Raw genomic sequence first — 17,100 nt, forward strand, 5'->3', positions numbered from 1 at the left:
AGCGCAACTAATTGGCAGCAGACCGGAACGATCTGCTAGTGAACATGTTAACTATTTTTCTATCGCTGTAAATAGGCCTGAAGGATGAACCTTTCACTGGCCGGATATGCGGCAAAAGGAAAACCGGCTTCACTGAGGCAAGCCGAGGGCACGATCAGTCAAGCAGCGGAGAGGCGGCATTTGTAGCTTATTAACACAGACTCAGAGGGTTCGATCCGTTCGGCCCGCCGTTCAAAAATAATAAAGAGAGAATGCTATGAATCAGCCAGATTACGTCGTCGTCGGTGGCGGCTCTTCCGGGTGCGTGGTTGCACACCGTCTAACCCTGGCCGGTAAAAAGGTCCTGCTGCTTGAAGATGGCCCGCCCGATAACAGTCAGTTCATTCACATGCCCGCCACCTTCATCAAGGTGATCGGCAGCAAACGCACCGTGGTCTACGAAAGTGATCCTCAGCCCGCCGCTAACGGCCGTGTATCCTACGTGCCCCAGGGACGCACCCTCGGTGGCGGCAGCTCGGTCAACGCGATGATCTATATCCGCGGCCAGCGCCAGGACTACGATGACTGGGAGCAGCAGGGCTGCACCGGCTGGGGCTGGGATCAGGTTCTGCCCGCCTTCCGCAAGGCCGAAGGCCATATGCGCCTTGGCGGAGAACTACACGGCACCGACGGCCCGCTGCGAGTCAGCGATACCCGCTTCCGCCATCCGCTCAGCCTCGCCTTCGTCAAGGCCGCACAGGAGTGCGGCCTGAAGTACAACGATGACTTCAACGGCGAAGACCAGTCCGGCGTCGGCTTTTACCACACCACCACCTTTAACGGGCAGCGCGGCAGCACCGCCAGCACCTATCTCGCCGCAGCGAAAAAGATGCCGAACCTGGAAGTTCAGACTGGCTGCTATGTGCACAAGCTGCTGTTCGATGACAACAAGCGAGTCACCGGCGTGGTGTACCGCAACGGCGAAGGCAAGATTGTCACCGTCTCCGTCAATGAAGAGGTGATCCTCTGTGCCGGCGCCCTGGCAACACCAAAGATCCTGATGCTATCCGGCATCGGCCCGGCTGAAGAGCTCTCCAAGCATGGCATTCAGCCGCTGGCGGTCAGAGAGCAGCTGGGGCAGAACTTCCAGGATCACCTGGAGGTATCCGTGTATGGACGCACCCGCAAGCCGATCAGTTTGCTCGGCAACGATCAGGGTCTGAAGGCGCTCAAGCACGGTATCGAGTGGAAACTGTTCCGCCATGGTCTGCTGACCTCCAACGTGGTGGAGTCCGGCTGCTTTGTCGACACCAATGGCGAAGGCCGCCCGGATATCCAGTTTCATGTGCTGCCCACCCTGGTTGGCGACGTGGACCGTGAGCCGCTCGCAGGTCACGGCATCTCGCTGAACCCCTGCTTCCTGAGGCCCAAATCCCGCGGTTCGGTACGTCTGCGCAGTGCCAACCCGGATGATCCTATGCAGTTCGACAGCGGTGCGCTTTCGGAGCAGGCCGATGTGGATGCGCTGGTACGCGGTGTTCGCCTGGCCCGCAAGATTCTGCGCTCTCCGGCTCTGGCCGAGGTGATCGAGCAGGAGCTCAAACCCTCACCGGAGGCGGAAATTTCCGACGCCGAGATCGAGGCACATGTACGCAGCCACGCGAAAACCGTGTACCACCCGGTCGGCACCTGCCGTATGGGATCGGACCCCGAAGCGGTGGTCTCCCCTACCCTGGCGGTCAACGGCGTCAGCGGCGTACGTATTGCCGATGCGTCGATCATGCCAACACTGGTATCCGGCAACACCAACGCGCCGGTGGTAATGATCGCCGAACGCTGCGCTGAGTTTGTGCTTGAAGAGGCCAAAGCCAAAACCAACAGTGGAGTAGCAGCATGAAGGTCAATACCTACGAAAACCGCCTGTTGATCGTGCTGTTTGTCTGCTTTGGCTTCGTGTTTTTCGATCGCCTGGCGCTCTCGTTCCTGTTCCCGTTTATCTCGGAAGAGCTGAACCTGAATAACTCACACCTGGGGATGCTCTCCTCAACACTCGCGCTGATGTGGGCGATCTCGGGCGCGACGCTCGGTCATTACGCCGATAAAAAGGAATCGAAAAAGCTGATTCTGATTATCTCGGTGCTAGCCTTTACCCTGTTCTCCGCACTCTCCGGCATGGTGACCTCGTTTATCACCCTGCTGCTGTTCCGCGCCCTGATGGGTGTGGCCGAGGGGCCGGTACTGCCGATCTCCCAGAGCCTGCTGGCAGCGGCTTCCACGCCAAAACGCCGCGGCCTGAACATGGGCCTGGTCAACGCGTCAGCGCCAGGCCTGATCGGTGCGGTTATCGCACCGCCAGTACTGATCTGGCTCGCCACCACCTACGGCTGGCGCAGTGCGTTCTATGCCACCATTATCCCCGGCCTGATCATCGCGGTGCTGATCGCCCTGTTTGTGCGCAACAAGCATGCGCATAAAGATATCGCTGAACGCCATGCCAAGGAGCCGCACGCCAGCTACATGAGCCTGCTGAAGAACCGCAACATTCTGCTCTGTGTGCTGATCTCCTGCTTCTATATCTCCTGGTTCATCACTCTGATCAGCTTTACTCCTACCTACCTGATGCAGGTGAAGGGATATAGCCCTGAGACCATGGGCGGCATCATGGGCAGCCTGGGTGTGGCCTGGATGGCCTGGGGCTTTATCATCTCGGCGCTCTCGGATCGCTTCGGGCGCAAACCGATGTTGATCCTGTTCTCGCTGATCGCCACCGCCTGTCCGATGGTGCTGCTCTACGTGGACTCTCCCAGCGCCATGCTGCCGCTGGTCTTCCTGACCTACACGGGTCTGGGCTGCTTCACCCTGTTCATGGCCACCATCCCGGCGGAAACCGTGTCCGCAGCCCGCGTGGCAACGGCACTCGGTCTGATCATGGGCGTAGGCGAGCTGTTTGGCGGCTTCGTAACGCCGACCATCGCCGGTTTCGCCGCCGACAAGTATGGCCTGCAGATCGTGATGTGGATCGCGGCGGCCGGCTCTCTGATGGCGACCCTGCTGGCCTGCTTCCTGACCGAAACCGCGCCGGTGAAAAAACGCACCGATGAAGAAGCCCGCCTGGCAGTAATGAGCTGAGCGCCGGCATCCACGGCAAGTTAATGAAGGAGCACTCAATGAACACCTGCACTCTTTTTATCAATGGCGACAGGCTGAGCGGACAGGCCGATGCCTTCAGCGTGATCAACCCTGCCACCGAACAGCCGTTCGCCCAAGGGCAATACGCCTCAGTTGAACAGCTGGACCAGGCCGTGGCCGCAGCACGCCAGGCGTTTACAAGCTGGCGTCAGGTCCCCGACGCTGAGCGCACCGCCCTGCTGCACAAGATCGCCGATGCGATCGAGGCCAATGCCGATGAGCTGGCCCGCATCATCGTTCAGGAGCAGGGAAAACCCCTGTTCCTGGCCCAGGTCGAGGTCGGCGGCGCCGTGGCCTGGACCCGCTACAATGCCGACCTTGAGATTCCGGTTGAGGTGATCGAGGACAGCGAACACAAGCGGGTCGAGGGGCACCGCAAGCCACTGGGTGTGGTGGCCTCCATCACGCCCTGGAACTGGCCGTTGATGATCGCCATCTGGCATATCATTCCGGCGCTGCGCACTGGCAACACAGTGGTCTGCAAACCCTCGGGGCTGACGCCGCTGAACACCCTGCGTCTGGTTGAGTTGATCAACGAGGCACTGCCCGCCGGCGTGGTCAACCTGGTCACCGGCGAGCGCGAGATCGGCGAGGCGATCAGCCGCCACGCCGCTATCGACAAGGTGATTTTCACCGGCTCTACCCCCACCGGTCAGAACATCATGAGCAATGCGGCCGGCAACCTGAAACGCCTGACCCTGGAGCTTGGCGGTAACGATGCGGCGATCGTACTGCCCGGCACCGATATCGATGCGGTCGCCGAAGGGATCTTCCAGAGCGCCTTCCTCAACATGGGCCAGACCTGTGCCGCGCTGAAACGCCTCTATGTGCATGACAGCCTGCACGATGCGCTCTGCGACAAACTGGCCGCCCTGTCTGAAGCCCAGGTGCTGGATAACGGTCTCAACGAGGGCGTCACCTTTGGCCCGGTGCAGAACGCCAGGCAGCTGGGTGTGGTCAGCGAGCTGGTGGAAGACGCCAGGGCACAGGGCGCACGGATTCTCTGCGGCGGCCAGGCACTGGAGCGAGACGGCTATTTTTACCCGCCCACTATCGTAACCGATGTCAGCAACGGAATACGCCTTGTTGATGAGGAGCAGTTTGGCCCCGCCCTGCCGGTGATCCGCTACCAGGACCTGGACGAAGCGATCGCGATGGCCAACGACTGCGGCTATGGCCTTGGCGGCTCGGTCTGGGGGCCGGATCTGGAACAGGCCAACCAGGTCGCGCGCCAGCTGGAGTGCGGTACGGTGTGGATCAACGGCCATGCGGAAGTGCTGCCGCACGTGCCCTTTGGCGGCTGCAAGCTCTCAGGTATGGGAGTGGAGTTTGGCATCGACGGTCTGCTGGAATATACCCAGCTGCAGATCATCAACTGTAACCGCTAGAGCTGTCTCTTCACCTCCCCCTTTAACTGCCCCTTCAGTTATCCCTTTAGTTATCCCTTTAGTTAAAGCGGCTGCCCGCTTAAAACGGCAGCCGCCCCTCCACCACCAGCGCAAACAGCTGGTTCTGCGTGCCTATACCGATCTTCTCGTACAGATGGCGACGATGGGTCAGCACGGTGTTGACGCTGATACCCAGATCCAGCGCTATGGCCTCCGAGTTATAGCCGAGCACGATACGCGCGCCCACATCGAGCTCGCGTGCGGTCAGCAGATCGCCGCAGGCGCCCTGCAGACGCGACATCACCCAGGGAAAATCAAAGGTCACCTGCTGCTGACCGGCGAAGGTGATGTGACGCTCCAGAATCGCCGCCAACACGGCGCCGTTTTCCTCCAGCGGCTGGGCGTTCAGCGCGCGGCGTGACGGCTCATGCAGCCTGTAGAGGTTGAGGCAGAAGGGCTGACCATTACTGACACCCATAAAAGCGATCTTTTCGCGGATTCCGCAACGATCCATCAACTGGTGGCGGTATTCCCGGTCATCCAGCTCCTCAACCTGCTGCTGGCGGATCTGTATGCCGATCTTGCGCTCACGTCCCTGCAGGCAGGCCAGGTTGGGATCACGCTCGTAATACACCTCGTCATAAAGGCGTCGGCATTCCTGCGCCAGCCCGGTATGGATCTGGCCGGCAGAGAACAGAGTGTAGGGATTTTTCTTGAATGAGGGATAGGAGACGAGGACACAGTGATCCGCACCCGTCAGGCGGTGCATGCTATGGCTCAGCGCCTGATCAAAGCGGCGCTGACCGACGCTGGCGATCAGTTGATCAACCGGCCACTGCTGGGATGTTGAAGTCATCTAACGGCCTTAGTGCAGTTGTTATTTTTATAGGCGCCACGCTGATTCCTGGCGCAGACAGGCCCTCGCAGTATTGCATGCGCCGTTGCTAATTTCGAGCCTCACAATATCTTGTGAGTGTCCTCCCCCCTGCCCTCCGCTAACGTGCTCCTAACGGCTGATCAATAAAAAGAATAGAGGAGAGCCCCATGTCACTGACACGAGTCCAGCGTAACGCCCAGAAGGCCGGACGCAGCCTCGCCAACCGCGAAACCCCTTTTATCTACAACGAATGGTACGTGGTCGCGCTGAGCCGCGAGCTGAGCCGCGAGCTGACGCCGCGCACCGTGCTGGGCCGCCAGATCGTCATGTTCCGCAAGGAGGATGGCACGCCGGTGGCTCTGGATAACCGCTGCGGCCACCGCTCATTTCCGTTGTCACGCAGCACTCTCGACGGCGATACAGTGGTCTGCGGCTATCACGGCCTGCGCTACAACGACCAGGGCGTCTGCGTCGAAGTGCCTTCACAGTGCAACTGCGCCGGCATCTCGATCCGCAGTTACCCGCTGCATCAGCAGGGGCCGATCATCTGGATCTGGATGGGTGAGCCGGAAGAAGCGGACCTGAGCAAGATCCCGGCGATGCCTATGCTCGAAGAGGGCTGGGTTACCTCCGAAGACTACATGCCGCTCAAGGCCAGCTACGTCTACCTGCACGAAAACCTGCTGGACCTGACCCACCTGAGCTTCCTGCACGCCAACACCTTTGGTACCCCCGACTATGCCCGCGCCGAGTTCGATACCGATATCGGTGAGGATCGCTTCCTGCTCAAACGCTATGTAGTCCCCACGCGCCTGCCCCCAGTCTGGGCCAAGCCGACGGGGCTTGAAGGTAAGGACGCGGCACGTATCACCACCTCGGACTTCGTCTCCCCGGCGCTGCATATTGTCCATGCCGAGTTCTACGACGTGTCGCTGAGCGAGGCGGAGCGACCGGACCAGCGCATCAAGACCGCACATATTCCGACCCCGGAAACCGCCACTTCAACTCACTATTTCGTAGTCCACGGCCGCAACTTTGCGCGGGAGGAAAACGAGGTCACCGAGTTTATGCATGAACAGCTGATGGCGGCCTTCAACGAAGACGTAGTCGGACTTGAAGCCATGGAGGAGTTACTGGCATCACGCAGTGACGATGACGATTTCTTTGAAATATCGCTGAAAGCGGATTCCGCCAGCCTCTCCATGCGCCGCTACCTGAAACGACGCGCCGAGGCGGAAGCCGCCGAGCGTGAAGCAGATTCCCAGGCTAATCCCCAGACCCAGGTCGCCAAGCCTGTGCAGGCCCTGGCCTGAACCCAGCAGACATCATCGTAAAACAACAATAAAAAGGTAATCACTATGCTGAACAAGACGAGCCTGACCACCGCCCTGGCCACACTGACATTAACGGCGAGCCTTGGCGCCTATGCCGAGCAGCCGATCGTTATGCATGTTGCCACCGCAGGTCCTCCGGGCCATGTGCAGAACAGCGTCGTGTTCCCCACCTGGGGCAAATGGATTGAAGAGGCCACCGAGGGTCGGGTCAAGATCAAGCTTGAGTATGGTCTGGGCGACCAGAGCTCCTACTTCACCCTGGTGGAAGATGGCGTTGCGGACGCCACCTGGAGCTTCCACGGCTATGTGCCGGGGCGTTTCCGCCTCACCGAAATGGTGGAACTGCCAAACCTGGGTGTGAATGCTGAAGCAGCCTCTGCCGCCTACTGGGATGTGTACCAGCAGTATTTCGCCGATGCCGGAGAACACTCGGGTGTTGAACTGATGGGGCTATTCACCCATGGGCCGGGGCAGATCTTCAGCAAACGGCCGCTGGAATCACTGGCGGATCTCAAGGGTCAGAAGATACGCCTGGGCGGCGGTATCCAGCAGGAGCTCGGCGAACGCCTGGGCGTAACCGCGGTCAGCGCACCGGGGCCGAAGGTCTATGAGCTGATGCAGCAGGGGATCGTCGACGGCGTGTTTATGCCCGCCGCCAGCGAAAAAGACTTCCGTCTCGCTGAGGTCGCACCCCACTTGACTCTGATGCCAGGAGGCCTGTACCTGGGCAGCTTTGCCATCGTCGCCAACGAGGATTTCCTCGATCAGCTGTCAGACAAAGATCGCCAGGCGATCATGGATGTGTCCGGCGCGCGACTCTCGGCGCTGGCCGGCAAGGCCTGGGATCAGTCCGATAAAAACGGCCTCGCCGAGGCGGAGAAATACCAGGTAACCATCCAGCAGGTTGGCGCGGATGATCCCATGGTCAGCGAGTTTCGTCAGCTCACCGCCGATCTGGATCAGCAGTGGATCGATAGCGTCAGCGATATTGATGTAGACGCACAGGCAGCGCTGAAGGCGTTCCGCGATGCAGCCCAGGCCTACCAGGCTAAACAGAGCGCCACCGCATCGCGCTGATAAAGCTCATCGACAGAGGCCAAAAGCGACACGCCCAGGCCTCTGTCTTCTGCCTGGATGCCACTTCGGGAAGAGCACAGCTTCGGGCTAAAACAACGTCCGCAAGTATGGACATTAGTTAATATATTAATAACAATACCGACCGTTATATATGAATGAAATATCCCCTGTCCGCCTTCGGACCTGGCCACCGGTACGGTATCCATCTATGCGTAAATTCGACGACTCGATCCCCCTGAAACTGCTGAAAGCGCGCGAAGTGACCATGGGCTTCTTCCGCCCGATTCTTCAGGAGATACCGATGACCGAGCAGCAGTGGCGGGTGATCCGGGCGCTGAACGAGCATGAAGAGCTCGAGTCCAAGCAGCTTGCGGACCTGTGCTGCATCCTCAGCCCAAGCCTTACCGGCATCATCAATCGTCTTGAGCAGCAGGGCTACATCAAGCGACGCAAGTCGCCGGAAGACCAGCGCCGTACACTGATCAGCCTCACCGACAAGGCCAAGAGCATGTTTGCGGAACTGAGTCCGCGCCTGGAACAGCGCTACCGGGATCTGGCCGCCCAGCTGACGCCGGAAGACCTGCAGACCCTGCACACGCTGCTGACGAAAGTCTGTCAGATTAAACCCTGAGCTTTCCCTGCGCTCTTCGATTTAAGCGCATCCGATCTACATGTTGACATTAGTTAACATGTTATCTAAAGTCTTTACTTAACATATTAACTATAAGAAGTCTTTGGGTGACAGCAGGAAAAAATATGCGCTTATTCCCTGAATAATTGCGCCTGTATTTTCCTTTACACCTCCCGCGACGACTTGCCGGAGAGAGTTCACATGCTTAACGCGACCTACCCCTATTTCCTGGCTAACGAAGCCCAGGCTCCTAACCAGGATCTGGCCGTTTATGACAAGTACTCTGGAGAGGTTGCAACCCGCGTAGCCCTCGCCGACGCCGACGCCATCGACCAGGCGATCGCCGCCGCCGATGCTGCCGCCGAACCCATGCGTAAGCTCCCGGCTTACAAGCGTCAGGCGATACTGAATCACTGCGTAAAACGCTTCGAGGAGCGCTTCGAAGAGCTGGCCGAAGCCCTGTGTATCGAAGCCGGCAAGCCGATCAAGGATGCCCGCGGCGAAGTGACTCGCCTGATCGATACCTTCCGCATCGCCGCTGAAGAAGCGGTGCGCATCGGTGGCGAAGTGATCCCCATGGATATAAGTCCCCGCGCCGAAGGCTACACCGGCATGTGGAAGCGGGTGCCGATCGGGCCCTGTTCATTTATCTCACCGTTTAACTTCCCGCTGAACCTGGCGGCACACAAGGTGGCCCCGGCCATCGCAGCAGGCTGCCCTTTTGTCCTCAAACCGGCCAGCCTTACGCCGATCGGCGCATTGATCATCGGTGAGATCCTGGCGGAAACAGATCTGCCTAAGGGCGCTTTTTCTGTTCTGCCCTGCCGTCGCGATGGCGCCGACCTGTTTACCACTGACGACCGTCTCAAGCTGCTCAGCTTTACCGGATCGCCGGAAGTGGGTTGGGATCTCAAGGCCCGTGCCGGCAAAAAGCCGGTGGTACTGGAGCTGGGCGGTAACGCCGCCTGTATCGTCGACGAAGGCACGGATATCGACGATGCCGTCACCCGTATCGTCTTCGGCGCCTACTACCAATCCGGCCAGAGCTGCATCAGCGTGCAGCGCATCATCGTGCATGAAAGCCTCTACGCTGAAGTGCGCGAGAAGCTCACCGCTGCGGTCAATGCGCTCAAGAGCGGCGATCCGAAAAACGAAGATACCTTTATCGGTCCGATGATCTCCGATAAGGAAGCCACCCGCCTGCATAACTGGGTGGTCGATGCGCTGGAAAAAGGCGCAACCCTGCTGGCCGGCGGTGAACGTAATGGCGCCATGCTGCAGGCGACACTGCTGGAGAATGTGCAGAAGCATGCCGACGTGAATACCCAGGAAGCGTTCGGCCCGGTGGCGATCCTGTCCAGCTTCCGCGACTTCGATGCGGCACTGAAAGAGGTCAACAACTCCGACTTCGGCCTGCAGGCCGGTATCTTCACCCGCGACATCTACAAGATCCAGAAAGCCTGGGATGAGCTTGAGGTCGGCGGCGTTGTGATCGGCGATGTGCCCTCGTGGCGCGTCGACCATATGCCCTACGGTGGCGTGAAGGACAGCGGCCTTGGACGCGAGGGCGTGCGCTACGCCATCGAAGATATGACCGAGCTGCGCCTGCTGGTTATCCGCGACCCCAACTAAGTCGAACCAAGAGCGCCGCTATGACCGCCGCTATGACCACCACTACGGCCGCACCTGCACCCTCCATCGCGCTGATGACGTTGATCGCCATGGCTAGCCCCCTGGCGCTCAACCTGTTTGTCCCTGCGATGCCGGATGCGGCCCGCGAGTTGCAAACAGACATCGGGGTGATTCAGCTGAGCTTTACCGCTTATCTGTTCACCCTGGCGTTCGGGCAACTGCTGTCCGGCCCTCTGGCGGATCACTTCGGCCGTCGTCCGGTCCTGCTCGTGGGCCTTTGCCTGCATACGCTGGGTAGCCTGCTCGCAGCCTTCGCACCGGATGTTGTCACGCTGATCGGCGGTCGCGTACTTCAGGCGCTTGGCGGTAGCGCCGCGATGGTGCTGGCCAGGACGATCATTATCGACATCTACGGCCGCGAGGGCGCCGCCGCTCGCATGGGCTACATCGTCATGGCGATTGCCATCGCCCAGTCTCTGGCACCCACCATCGGTGGTTACCTGAACCTCTGGGCCGGATCGAGCAGCGTCTTTTTTGTCTCGCTGGCCATGGGCAGTGTCGCCTTCCTGATGGCCGCGCTTCGACTGCCGGAAACCTGCACTAAAAAAAGCGACAGCCTGGAGCTGAAGGCGGTGATCGAGCGCTATGCCGCGGTTTTCAACTCCGCCGGCTATATCGGTTATGCGCTGTCGACGACCTGTATCGCGGCCGCTTTTTACATGTTTGTCGGTACTGCGCCTTATATCGTCGACCGCCTCGGCGGCAACTCGGCCGAGTTCGGTACCTGGTTCCTGACGGTATCGCTGGCGTTCATGGCGGGCAGTTTCCTCTCCACCCGGCTGGCAAAACGCGCCAGCGTCGATCAGGTGGTATTGATGGGGAATCTGCTCTCGCTGACCGGCGGCTTCACGCTGCTCTGTTTTACCCTGGCTGACGTCCTCAACTACCCCGCCCTGTTCCTGCCGATGGCGCTGGTAACCCTGGGCCGCGGACTGAGCCAACCCAACGCGCAATCGGCGGCCATCAGCTGTTCGCCCACCTCGGCGGCCACGGCGTCCGGCCTGATGGGCTTTATCCAGTTACTCGCCGGCGCGGCGATCGCACAGCTGATGCCACTGTTACTCGGTGAAACAGTACTGCCGATCGCAGCCTGTATCTGTCTGGCACCCGTGGCGGCACTGTTCGCCCATTCCCTGGCGATGAAACATCAGGGTAACCTTGGTCACCAGGCCCGTTAGCAACTGCTCAATTACAATAAACCTACTAAGAATAAGAGGAATTTTTCATGGGCAAACTGGCACTCGTCGCAAAGATAACGCATGTCCCCTCCATGTACCTATCGGAGCTCGACGGTCCCCAGAAAGGCAGCCGTCAGTCCGCCATCGATGGTCATAAGGAGATCGACCGACGTTGTCGTGAACTGGGCGTAGACACCATTGTCGTGTTCGATACCCACTGGCTGGTAAACGCTAACTATCACATCAACTGCGCGCCTCACTGGGCCGGCAACTACACCAGTAACGAGCTGCCCCACTTCATCTCCAACATGGAGTTTGAGATCGACGGCAACCCGGAGCTGGGCCGCATTCTCGCCCAGGAGTGCAACAAGCAGGGTGTGGAAACCCTGGCCCATGACAACACCACGCTGGATCCGGAATACGGCACCCTGGTACCGATGCGCTACATGAACCAGGACCGCCACTACAAGGTGATCTCCGTGTCCGCCCTGTGCAGCGTGCACTACCTTAACGATTCCGCCCGCCTCGGTTGGGCGATGCGCAAGGCGATCGAAGAGCACTACGACGGCACCGTCGCTTTCTTCGCCAGCGGCTCCCTGTCACACCGCTTTGCCCAGAACGGCCAGGCACCCGAGTTCGCCAACAAGATCTGGAGCCCCTTCCTTGAGACCCTGGACCATGAAGTGGTCGAAATGTGGAAGCGCGGCGACTGGAAAACCTTCTGCGATATGCTGCCGGAATACGCTGCCAAGGGTCATGGCGAAGGCTTCATGCATGATACTGCGATGATGCTGGGCGCCCTGGGTTGGTCCGATTACGACCAGCCGGCCGAGATCATCACCCCCTATTTCGGCAGCTCCGGCACTGGCCAGATCAACGCGATCTTCCCGGTGACCGATCAGTCCGGCGACGCAGTCCCCGGGCCTCAGGCTTCCATTACCAGGGAATTTGCAGCGGGGGCAAGCCGCCTCTGAGTAAGCACTGACCAGGCAGTTGCTTGCGAGCATCTGGCTCGCTTTATTGTGTATGGTAGAAGGGCCCGCATTCGCGGGCCCTGTCTTTGCCGGGGAATGGCATGAAAGTAATCGCAAACCCTCACCGTCTTATCGTTCTACTTGCAGCACTCCAGGCATTTGGCCCCCTTTCGATCGATCTCTACCTCCCCGGTTTACCGCTGATTGCTGAAGATCTCTCCAGCAGCGAATCGGAGATTCAGCTAACCATCAGTATGTTTCTGGTGGGCCTGTTTATCGGCATGCTGTTCTACGGCCCTCTCTCCGACAAATATGGCCGCAGACGCCTGCTGCTGGGTGGCATGACGCTCTACGTGCTTGCCAGCCTCGGCTGCGCCTTGGCCGCCGATGCCAGCCAGCTCGTCCTATTCCGGCTGATCCAGGCGCTTGGCGGTGCGGCCGCAGCGGTAATCGGCAGAACACTGGTACGTGATCTCTTTCCCGTGAATGAAGCCGCCCGGGTGCTCTCGCTGATGCACCTGGTCACGATGATCGCGACCCTGGTCGCACCTCTGCTGGGCGGTTATCTGCTGATTTTGCTGGGGTGGCGCTCGCTGTTTATCACGCTGGTACTCTTTTCCGCGATCACCCTCGCCTTTACCGCCTGGAAGGTGCCTGAAACCAACGTCGGCGCCTCCCGCAATGCCAGTATTGCCAGCGTGTTTGGTGCCTATTTCCGCATCGCCCGCCACCGGATCGCCATCGGTTATATCCTCTGCATGTCGCTGACCTTTTCCGGCATGTTCGCCTATATCACCTCGTCGCCGTTTATCTATATCGGCTATTTCGGTCTTGAACCTCAGCTGTACGCCTGGCTGTTCAGCCTGAATATCGCGGGGGTAATCTTTTTCGTCACGCTTAACGCACGCTTCGTCAGACATGTCGGCACCCAACCGCTACTGTTCGCGGGCACGATTTGCGCCGCTCTGTCCGGTATTCTGCTGATGGTCGGAGGCCTGTTCGAGGTGGGAGGCCTGGCGCTGATCGTGATCGGCCTGCTTGGCTTTATCGGTGTCACCGGCGTGATCGGTTCCAACTGCATGGCCAGCCTGCTGTCGCACTATCCGCAACAGGCGGGTGCTGCGGCCGGCTTGGGTATCTCGGTTCAGTTCGGCCTGGGAGCGCTAACCAGCACCCTGGCCAGCGCCATTCACGACGGTACGCCCATGCCGATGACCCTGCTGATCGGCTGCTGCGGTTTGGGCGCTCTCGGGGCACTGATGCTGACGCGGGAAAAGCGCTGAGCTGACAGGGAAATAAAAATCCACCTGCATGGCAGGTGGCTTTGCATCAAGCTCCCTATAAGGGAGCCTGGATAAACCTACCGACGAATGCCGGGATCACACAAATCCGAATCCTTTTTTAGGCCGGTCTCGGCTGCTGGCGAGCAAAGAGACTTGTGCGGACAAGTCCCTTTGCAATCCCAAACCGCCCCTAAGGCTTGGTCGGCTACGCCGACTTCCCTGCGCTTCTCGTCTGAAAGAGCGGGACAGGCTTTCCCTCAACATAAGTCGCAGCGTTGCTGCTCAAACAGCCTGTCCCTTATCTCTCTTTCAGCCTGTGATGCTCGGCTGCACCAAAGGGGATGGATTGCTGCGCTCAGATAGCCACTAGACATCGAGCCCCGTTATCGATACGTCACGAGAAAGGCATAGCCTCGACTAAACGATCACCACCTCCATGGGAGGTGGTTTAAGAGCGACAACAAACCACAAAAAATGCCACCAGGTCCGGGCCAGGTGGCGTTTTTTTGTGACGGGCCCGATGTTGAAGGGGTTAAGCAGCGAGCCCTAAATCCGTTACGGGGAAAGCATCAGAACTTAATATTAACCCCGACGGCGAAGTTGTCCGGAGTGATATCGTAGCTGCCCGCCTCAGCCCAAGCCGCCACATTGGCGTTGAAGGTTTTCTTCACCTGCACCACGACACCATCGTTGTCGTTGGCATCCACATCGGAGTCCTTATTGAAATAACCAAGGGCGGCAGAGTAGCCGTTGCTGAAGTGATAGCGCCCGGTCAGACCGTAGGAATCATAGTCGCCGGCGGGGCCAAAGGTATCGGTATTGATCTCGTAGGTGGCGCCCAGGTCCAGGTTGGAGAAACGGTAGCCGGCGCTGAAGGCGGCACGCTTATAATCGTCATCGGCCCCGGCCATCGCCTCATCGGCGATAACGAGACCGGCGCCAAGGTGCAGCGCGCCGTCATCATAGATAAGACGGAAGGATTTAACATCGATCTCGTTATCGTTGGCTTCACGTACCGAGAGGGCGGATGCGGTAAACTTGATGTTGTAGAAGGCGGGTGTCACGTACGCCAGGATATCCTGTCCCTCGTCGGCCTGACCAAAAATTCCCGCCATTCCGGTCGGCGTGACTTTGCCTGAGTGAGTCTCGTTGTACTCGAATATATTGATATTGCTGTAGAGGTCACGCAGCTGGCCGCTGGCTCCGCGGGGTGCCAGGACGAAGGTGCCGTACTGGGTCGGGAAGATCACCTTGGCATCTTTGACGTGGATATCCGATTCGCCAGCGCTGCCGCCGGTGTCTTCACTGTTGATCGCATCGGAGACATCCACATTGAGGACGTAGAGCATTTTAAACTCATCAAGTTTAACCAGACCTTTTAAGCCAAACTCCGCCTCGAATGCTTCAGGATCATAATCCTTGTCCTCAACATTGAGTACGCCGAGGCTTGTAAACATGGTGAACTCAGGCAGGGGAATTTCCGGCTTCGCCGCATTCGCAGCATTAGCACCAAGGACAGCTGTAAACAGTGCGGAAAGCGTCAGACCGGTAAACTTGTTTTTCATTGGCACAACCTCTTGGAAGGTAATTTAAATTATTGTTGTACCAATATATTAATTTATCTAAATGCTTTTAAAATCGTATATTTCACTCTGTAAAATGATATTTATATTTTTATTAAATTATTATCAGGCAATTAATATTAACAAGGACATTCCCTGTAAATATTTTTATCACAATTAACGCACCGGATTTTATCCAGCCTGTTTTCACAGGCGGATATCGCTTTATCCGTTGTATCGAAAAAGCGCTCAACGCCGATATGTTCAAGAAAGTCTCTCTGCTTCAGCTCATCAACGACGGTCCCTTTCAATGAGCTGATAAACAGCTGAACCCCCTTCCCCTCCATGTAACGACACTCCTGCGCCAGGTACTCCATGCCGGCCAGATCGATGAAGTTTATCCCTTTACCATTGAGGATCAGGCACCTGATCTCCGGTGAGGTGTCGACCACTGCACGCAGTGAGGTTTGCACATGATTGATTGAACCGAAATAGAGCGAGCCATCCACCCGCGCGATCCGCAACTGCGGGCACTGCGGTTGCTGGTAGCGCTCCACATTGCGCAGCAATCGCCGCCCTTCCCTGCCGATGGGCGCCACCGCAATCACTCGCGGCTGGGAGGTACGCATCAGGTAGCTGACCAGGGAGGTGAGAATCCCCATATAGATAGCAAACTCCAGCTCAACCAGCAGCGTAGCCAGCAACGTGACCGACAGAATCAGGACTTCGCTGCGACCGGCCTTGAAGATACCGCGGATATGTTTGAAGTCGATCAGGTTCCAGGCGATCAGCAGTATCGATCCTGCCATGGCGGGCAGCGGCAGATAGGCGGTCAGTGACGGCAGGGTCAGGATGATCAGAGCCAGCCCCAGCGCCGCGAAAACGGCTGCCAACGGAGTACGTGCGCCTGCATCATAGTTCGCACCGGAGCGTGTAAACGAGCCGGAGCCGGCATAACAGGAGAAGAAACTGCCGACGATGTTGGAGAGCCCCTGACCGATAAACTCCTGGTTGCCATCGATCCTCTGATGCGAACGCAGGGCTATGGCGCGGGCGATGGAAACCGCTTCGATCAGCCCCAGCATCGCCAGGGCGAACGCACCCGAAGCCAGCGACTGCACCTGTTCAAACGACAGGTTCGGCAGCGCAAACTGCGGCAGCGTGCCGGGCAGAGCCCCCACCAACTCGACTCCCCTGGCCGCACCATCGATCCAGTAACAGAGCAGGCTTCCCGCCAGCATCCCCAGCAGCAGATGAGGCAAACGGCGGTTTATCTTTCTCACCACAAGCGCGACAACCAGAGTGACAAGGCCAACGCCCAGTGAGTAGGGGTTCAGAGCCGAGATCCGCTCAGTGATCTGAACGATCCCGCCGACAAACGAGGCTCCACCTTCAACAGCGATACCGGTGAGATATTTTAACTGACTGGCCGCTATCAGCAGCGCGGCGCCGGCCGTAAAACCGATCACAACGGTGTGGGAGATAAAGTTCACCAGGTTACCCAGGCGCAACAGGCCTAGCGCCAGCTGCATCAGCCCGGCCAGCAGCGTGATTGCCAGAACGGTACCGACGTAATGCTCAACACCCATTCCCTGAGAGTGGGCACTAGCCACACTCATCACGACAATCGAAATTGCCGCTGCCGGGCCGGAGATCATATGGTGAGAGGAGCCGAACAGGCTGGCCACTATGGCGGTCACTATGGCGGTATATAGCCCGTATTCCGGCGGTAATCCGGCGATAAACGCGTAGGCCACGCCCTGGGGCAATACCAGTATCGCACCGGTGAGGCCCGCGATCAGATCAGCGCCCAGCGTGGACCGGTTGCTCTGCTTGAGCCAGATCAGGAAAGGCAGGCGCCCGGACAGTTTAATCACCGCACTCATTTACTATATCTCACCCTTGAGTAACACCGCCCTGCTTACAAAAAGGGCCC

General features: G+C 58.6%; 13 protein-coding genes. 10 read left to right on the top strand and 3 right to left on the bottom strand.

The window, feature by feature from the left end:
* Positions 1-256: 256 nt before the first annotated feature.
* From C4S72_RS14730 to C4S72_RS14740, 3 genes are read left to right on the top strand one after another with little or no spacing between them, the layout of a single operon-like run.
* Positions 257-1,876 carry a GMC family oxidoreductase gene (locus C4S72_RS14730; protein WP_104003936.1) on the top strand — a complete coding sequence of 540 codons (1,620 nt, stop codon included), beginning with the start codon at positions 257-259 and terminating at the stop codon, positions 1,874-1,876.
* The gene (locus C4S72_RS14735) at positions 1,873-3,108 is read left to right on the top strand and encodes an MFS transporter (protein WP_104003937.1); all 1,236 of its coding nucleotides are present in this window, start codon (positions 1,873-1,875) and stop codon (positions 3,106-3,108) included. The genes C4S72_RS14730 and C4S72_RS14735 overlap by 4 nt, the downstream gene beginning before the upstream one ends.
* A gap of 38 nt (positions 3,109-3,146) precedes the next feature.
* Positions 3,147-4,556, top strand: coding sequence for an aldehyde dehydrogenase family protein (locus C4S72_RS14740; RefSeq protein ID WP_104003938.1), 1,410 nt, complete (start codon positions 3,147-3,149; stop codon positions 4,554-4,556).
* Between the two features lie 79 nt (positions 4,557-4,635).
* Here C4S72_RS14740 and C4S72_RS14745 read toward each other — a convergent pair whose 3' ends face one another.
* A complete protein-coding gene (locus C4S72_RS14745; protein WP_104003939.1) occupies positions 4,636-5,412 on the bottom strand; it encodes a helix-turn-helix transcriptional regulator in 777 nt (258 codons plus the stop codon).
* 188 nt (positions 5,413-5,600) lie between these two features.
* On the opposite strand from C4S72_RS14745, the gene C4S72_RS14750 reads away from it, so the two are divergent.
* The 7 genes from C4S72_RS14750 (at position 5,601) to C4S72_RS14780 (ending at position 13,602) form a co-directional block, all read left to right on the top strand.
* Complete coding sequence (locus C4S72_RS14750) at positions 5,601-6,746, top strand: aromatic ring-hydroxylating dioxygenase subunit alpha (RefSeq protein ID WP_104003940.1); 1,146 nt, start codon at positions 5,601-5,603, stop codon at positions 6,744-6,746.
* Between the two features lie 45 nt (positions 6,747-6,791).
* Complete coding sequence (locus tag C4S72_RS14755) at positions 6,792-7,844, top strand: TRAP transporter substrate-binding protein (RefSeq protein WP_104003941.1); 1,053 nt, start codon at positions 6,792-6,794, stop codon at positions 7,842-7,844.
* Positions 7,845-8,052: 208 nt separating this feature from the next.
* A complete protein-coding gene (hpaR, locus tag C4S72_RS14760) occupies positions 8,053-8,475 on the top strand; it encodes a homoprotocatechuate degradation operon regulator HpaR (protein WP_104003942.1) in 423 nt (140 codons plus the stop codon).
* A gap of 201 nt (positions 8,476-8,676) precedes the next feature.
* A complete protein-coding gene (locus tag C4S72_RS14765) occupies positions 8,677-10,107 on the top strand; it encodes an aldehyde dehydrogenase family protein (protein ID WP_104003943.1) in 1,431 nt (476 codons plus the stop codon).
* 20 nt (positions 10,108-10,127) lie between these two features.
* Positions 10,128-11,345, top strand: coding sequence for a multidrug effflux MFS transporter (locus C4S72_RS14770; protein ID WP_235009155.1), 1,218 nt, complete (start codon positions 10,128-10,130; stop codon positions 11,343-11,345).
* Between the two features lie 47 nt (positions 11,346-11,392).
* Positions 11,393-12,319, top strand: a complete 927-nt coding sequence (hpaD, locus tag C4S72_RS14775) for a 3,4-dihydroxyphenylacetate 2,3-dioxygenase (protein WP_104003944.1) — start codon at positions 11,393-11,395, stop codon at positions 12,317-12,319.
* A 101-nt stretch (positions 12,320-12,420) separates the two neighbouring features.
* Entirely contained in the window at positions 12,421-13,602 is a 1,182-nt protein-coding gene (locus C4S72_RS14780; protein WP_104003945.1) for a Bcr/CflA family multidrug efflux MFS transporter, read from the top strand.
* A 569-nt stretch (positions 13,603-14,171) separates the two neighbouring features.
* Here the strand turns inward: C4S72_RS14780 and C4S72_RS14785 are convergent.
* Entirely contained in the window at positions 14,172-15,167 is a 996-nt protein-coding gene (locus C4S72_RS14785; protein ID WP_104003946.1) for a porin, read from the bottom strand.
* 137 nt (positions 15,168-15,304) lie between these two features.
* A complete protein-coding gene (locus C4S72_RS14790) occupies positions 15,305-17,050 on the bottom strand; it encodes a SulP family inorganic anion transporter (protein ID WP_200826796.1) in 1,746 nt (581 codons plus the stop codon).
* Between the last annotated feature and the right edge of the window lie 50 nt (positions 17,051-17,100).

It is taken from the genome of Marinobacterium lutimaris (assembly GCF_900108065.1).
GTDB classification, from domain to species: domain Bacteria; phylum Pseudomonadota; class Gammaproteobacteria; order Pseudomonadales; family Balneatricaceae; genus Marinobacterium_D; species Marinobacterium_D lutimaris.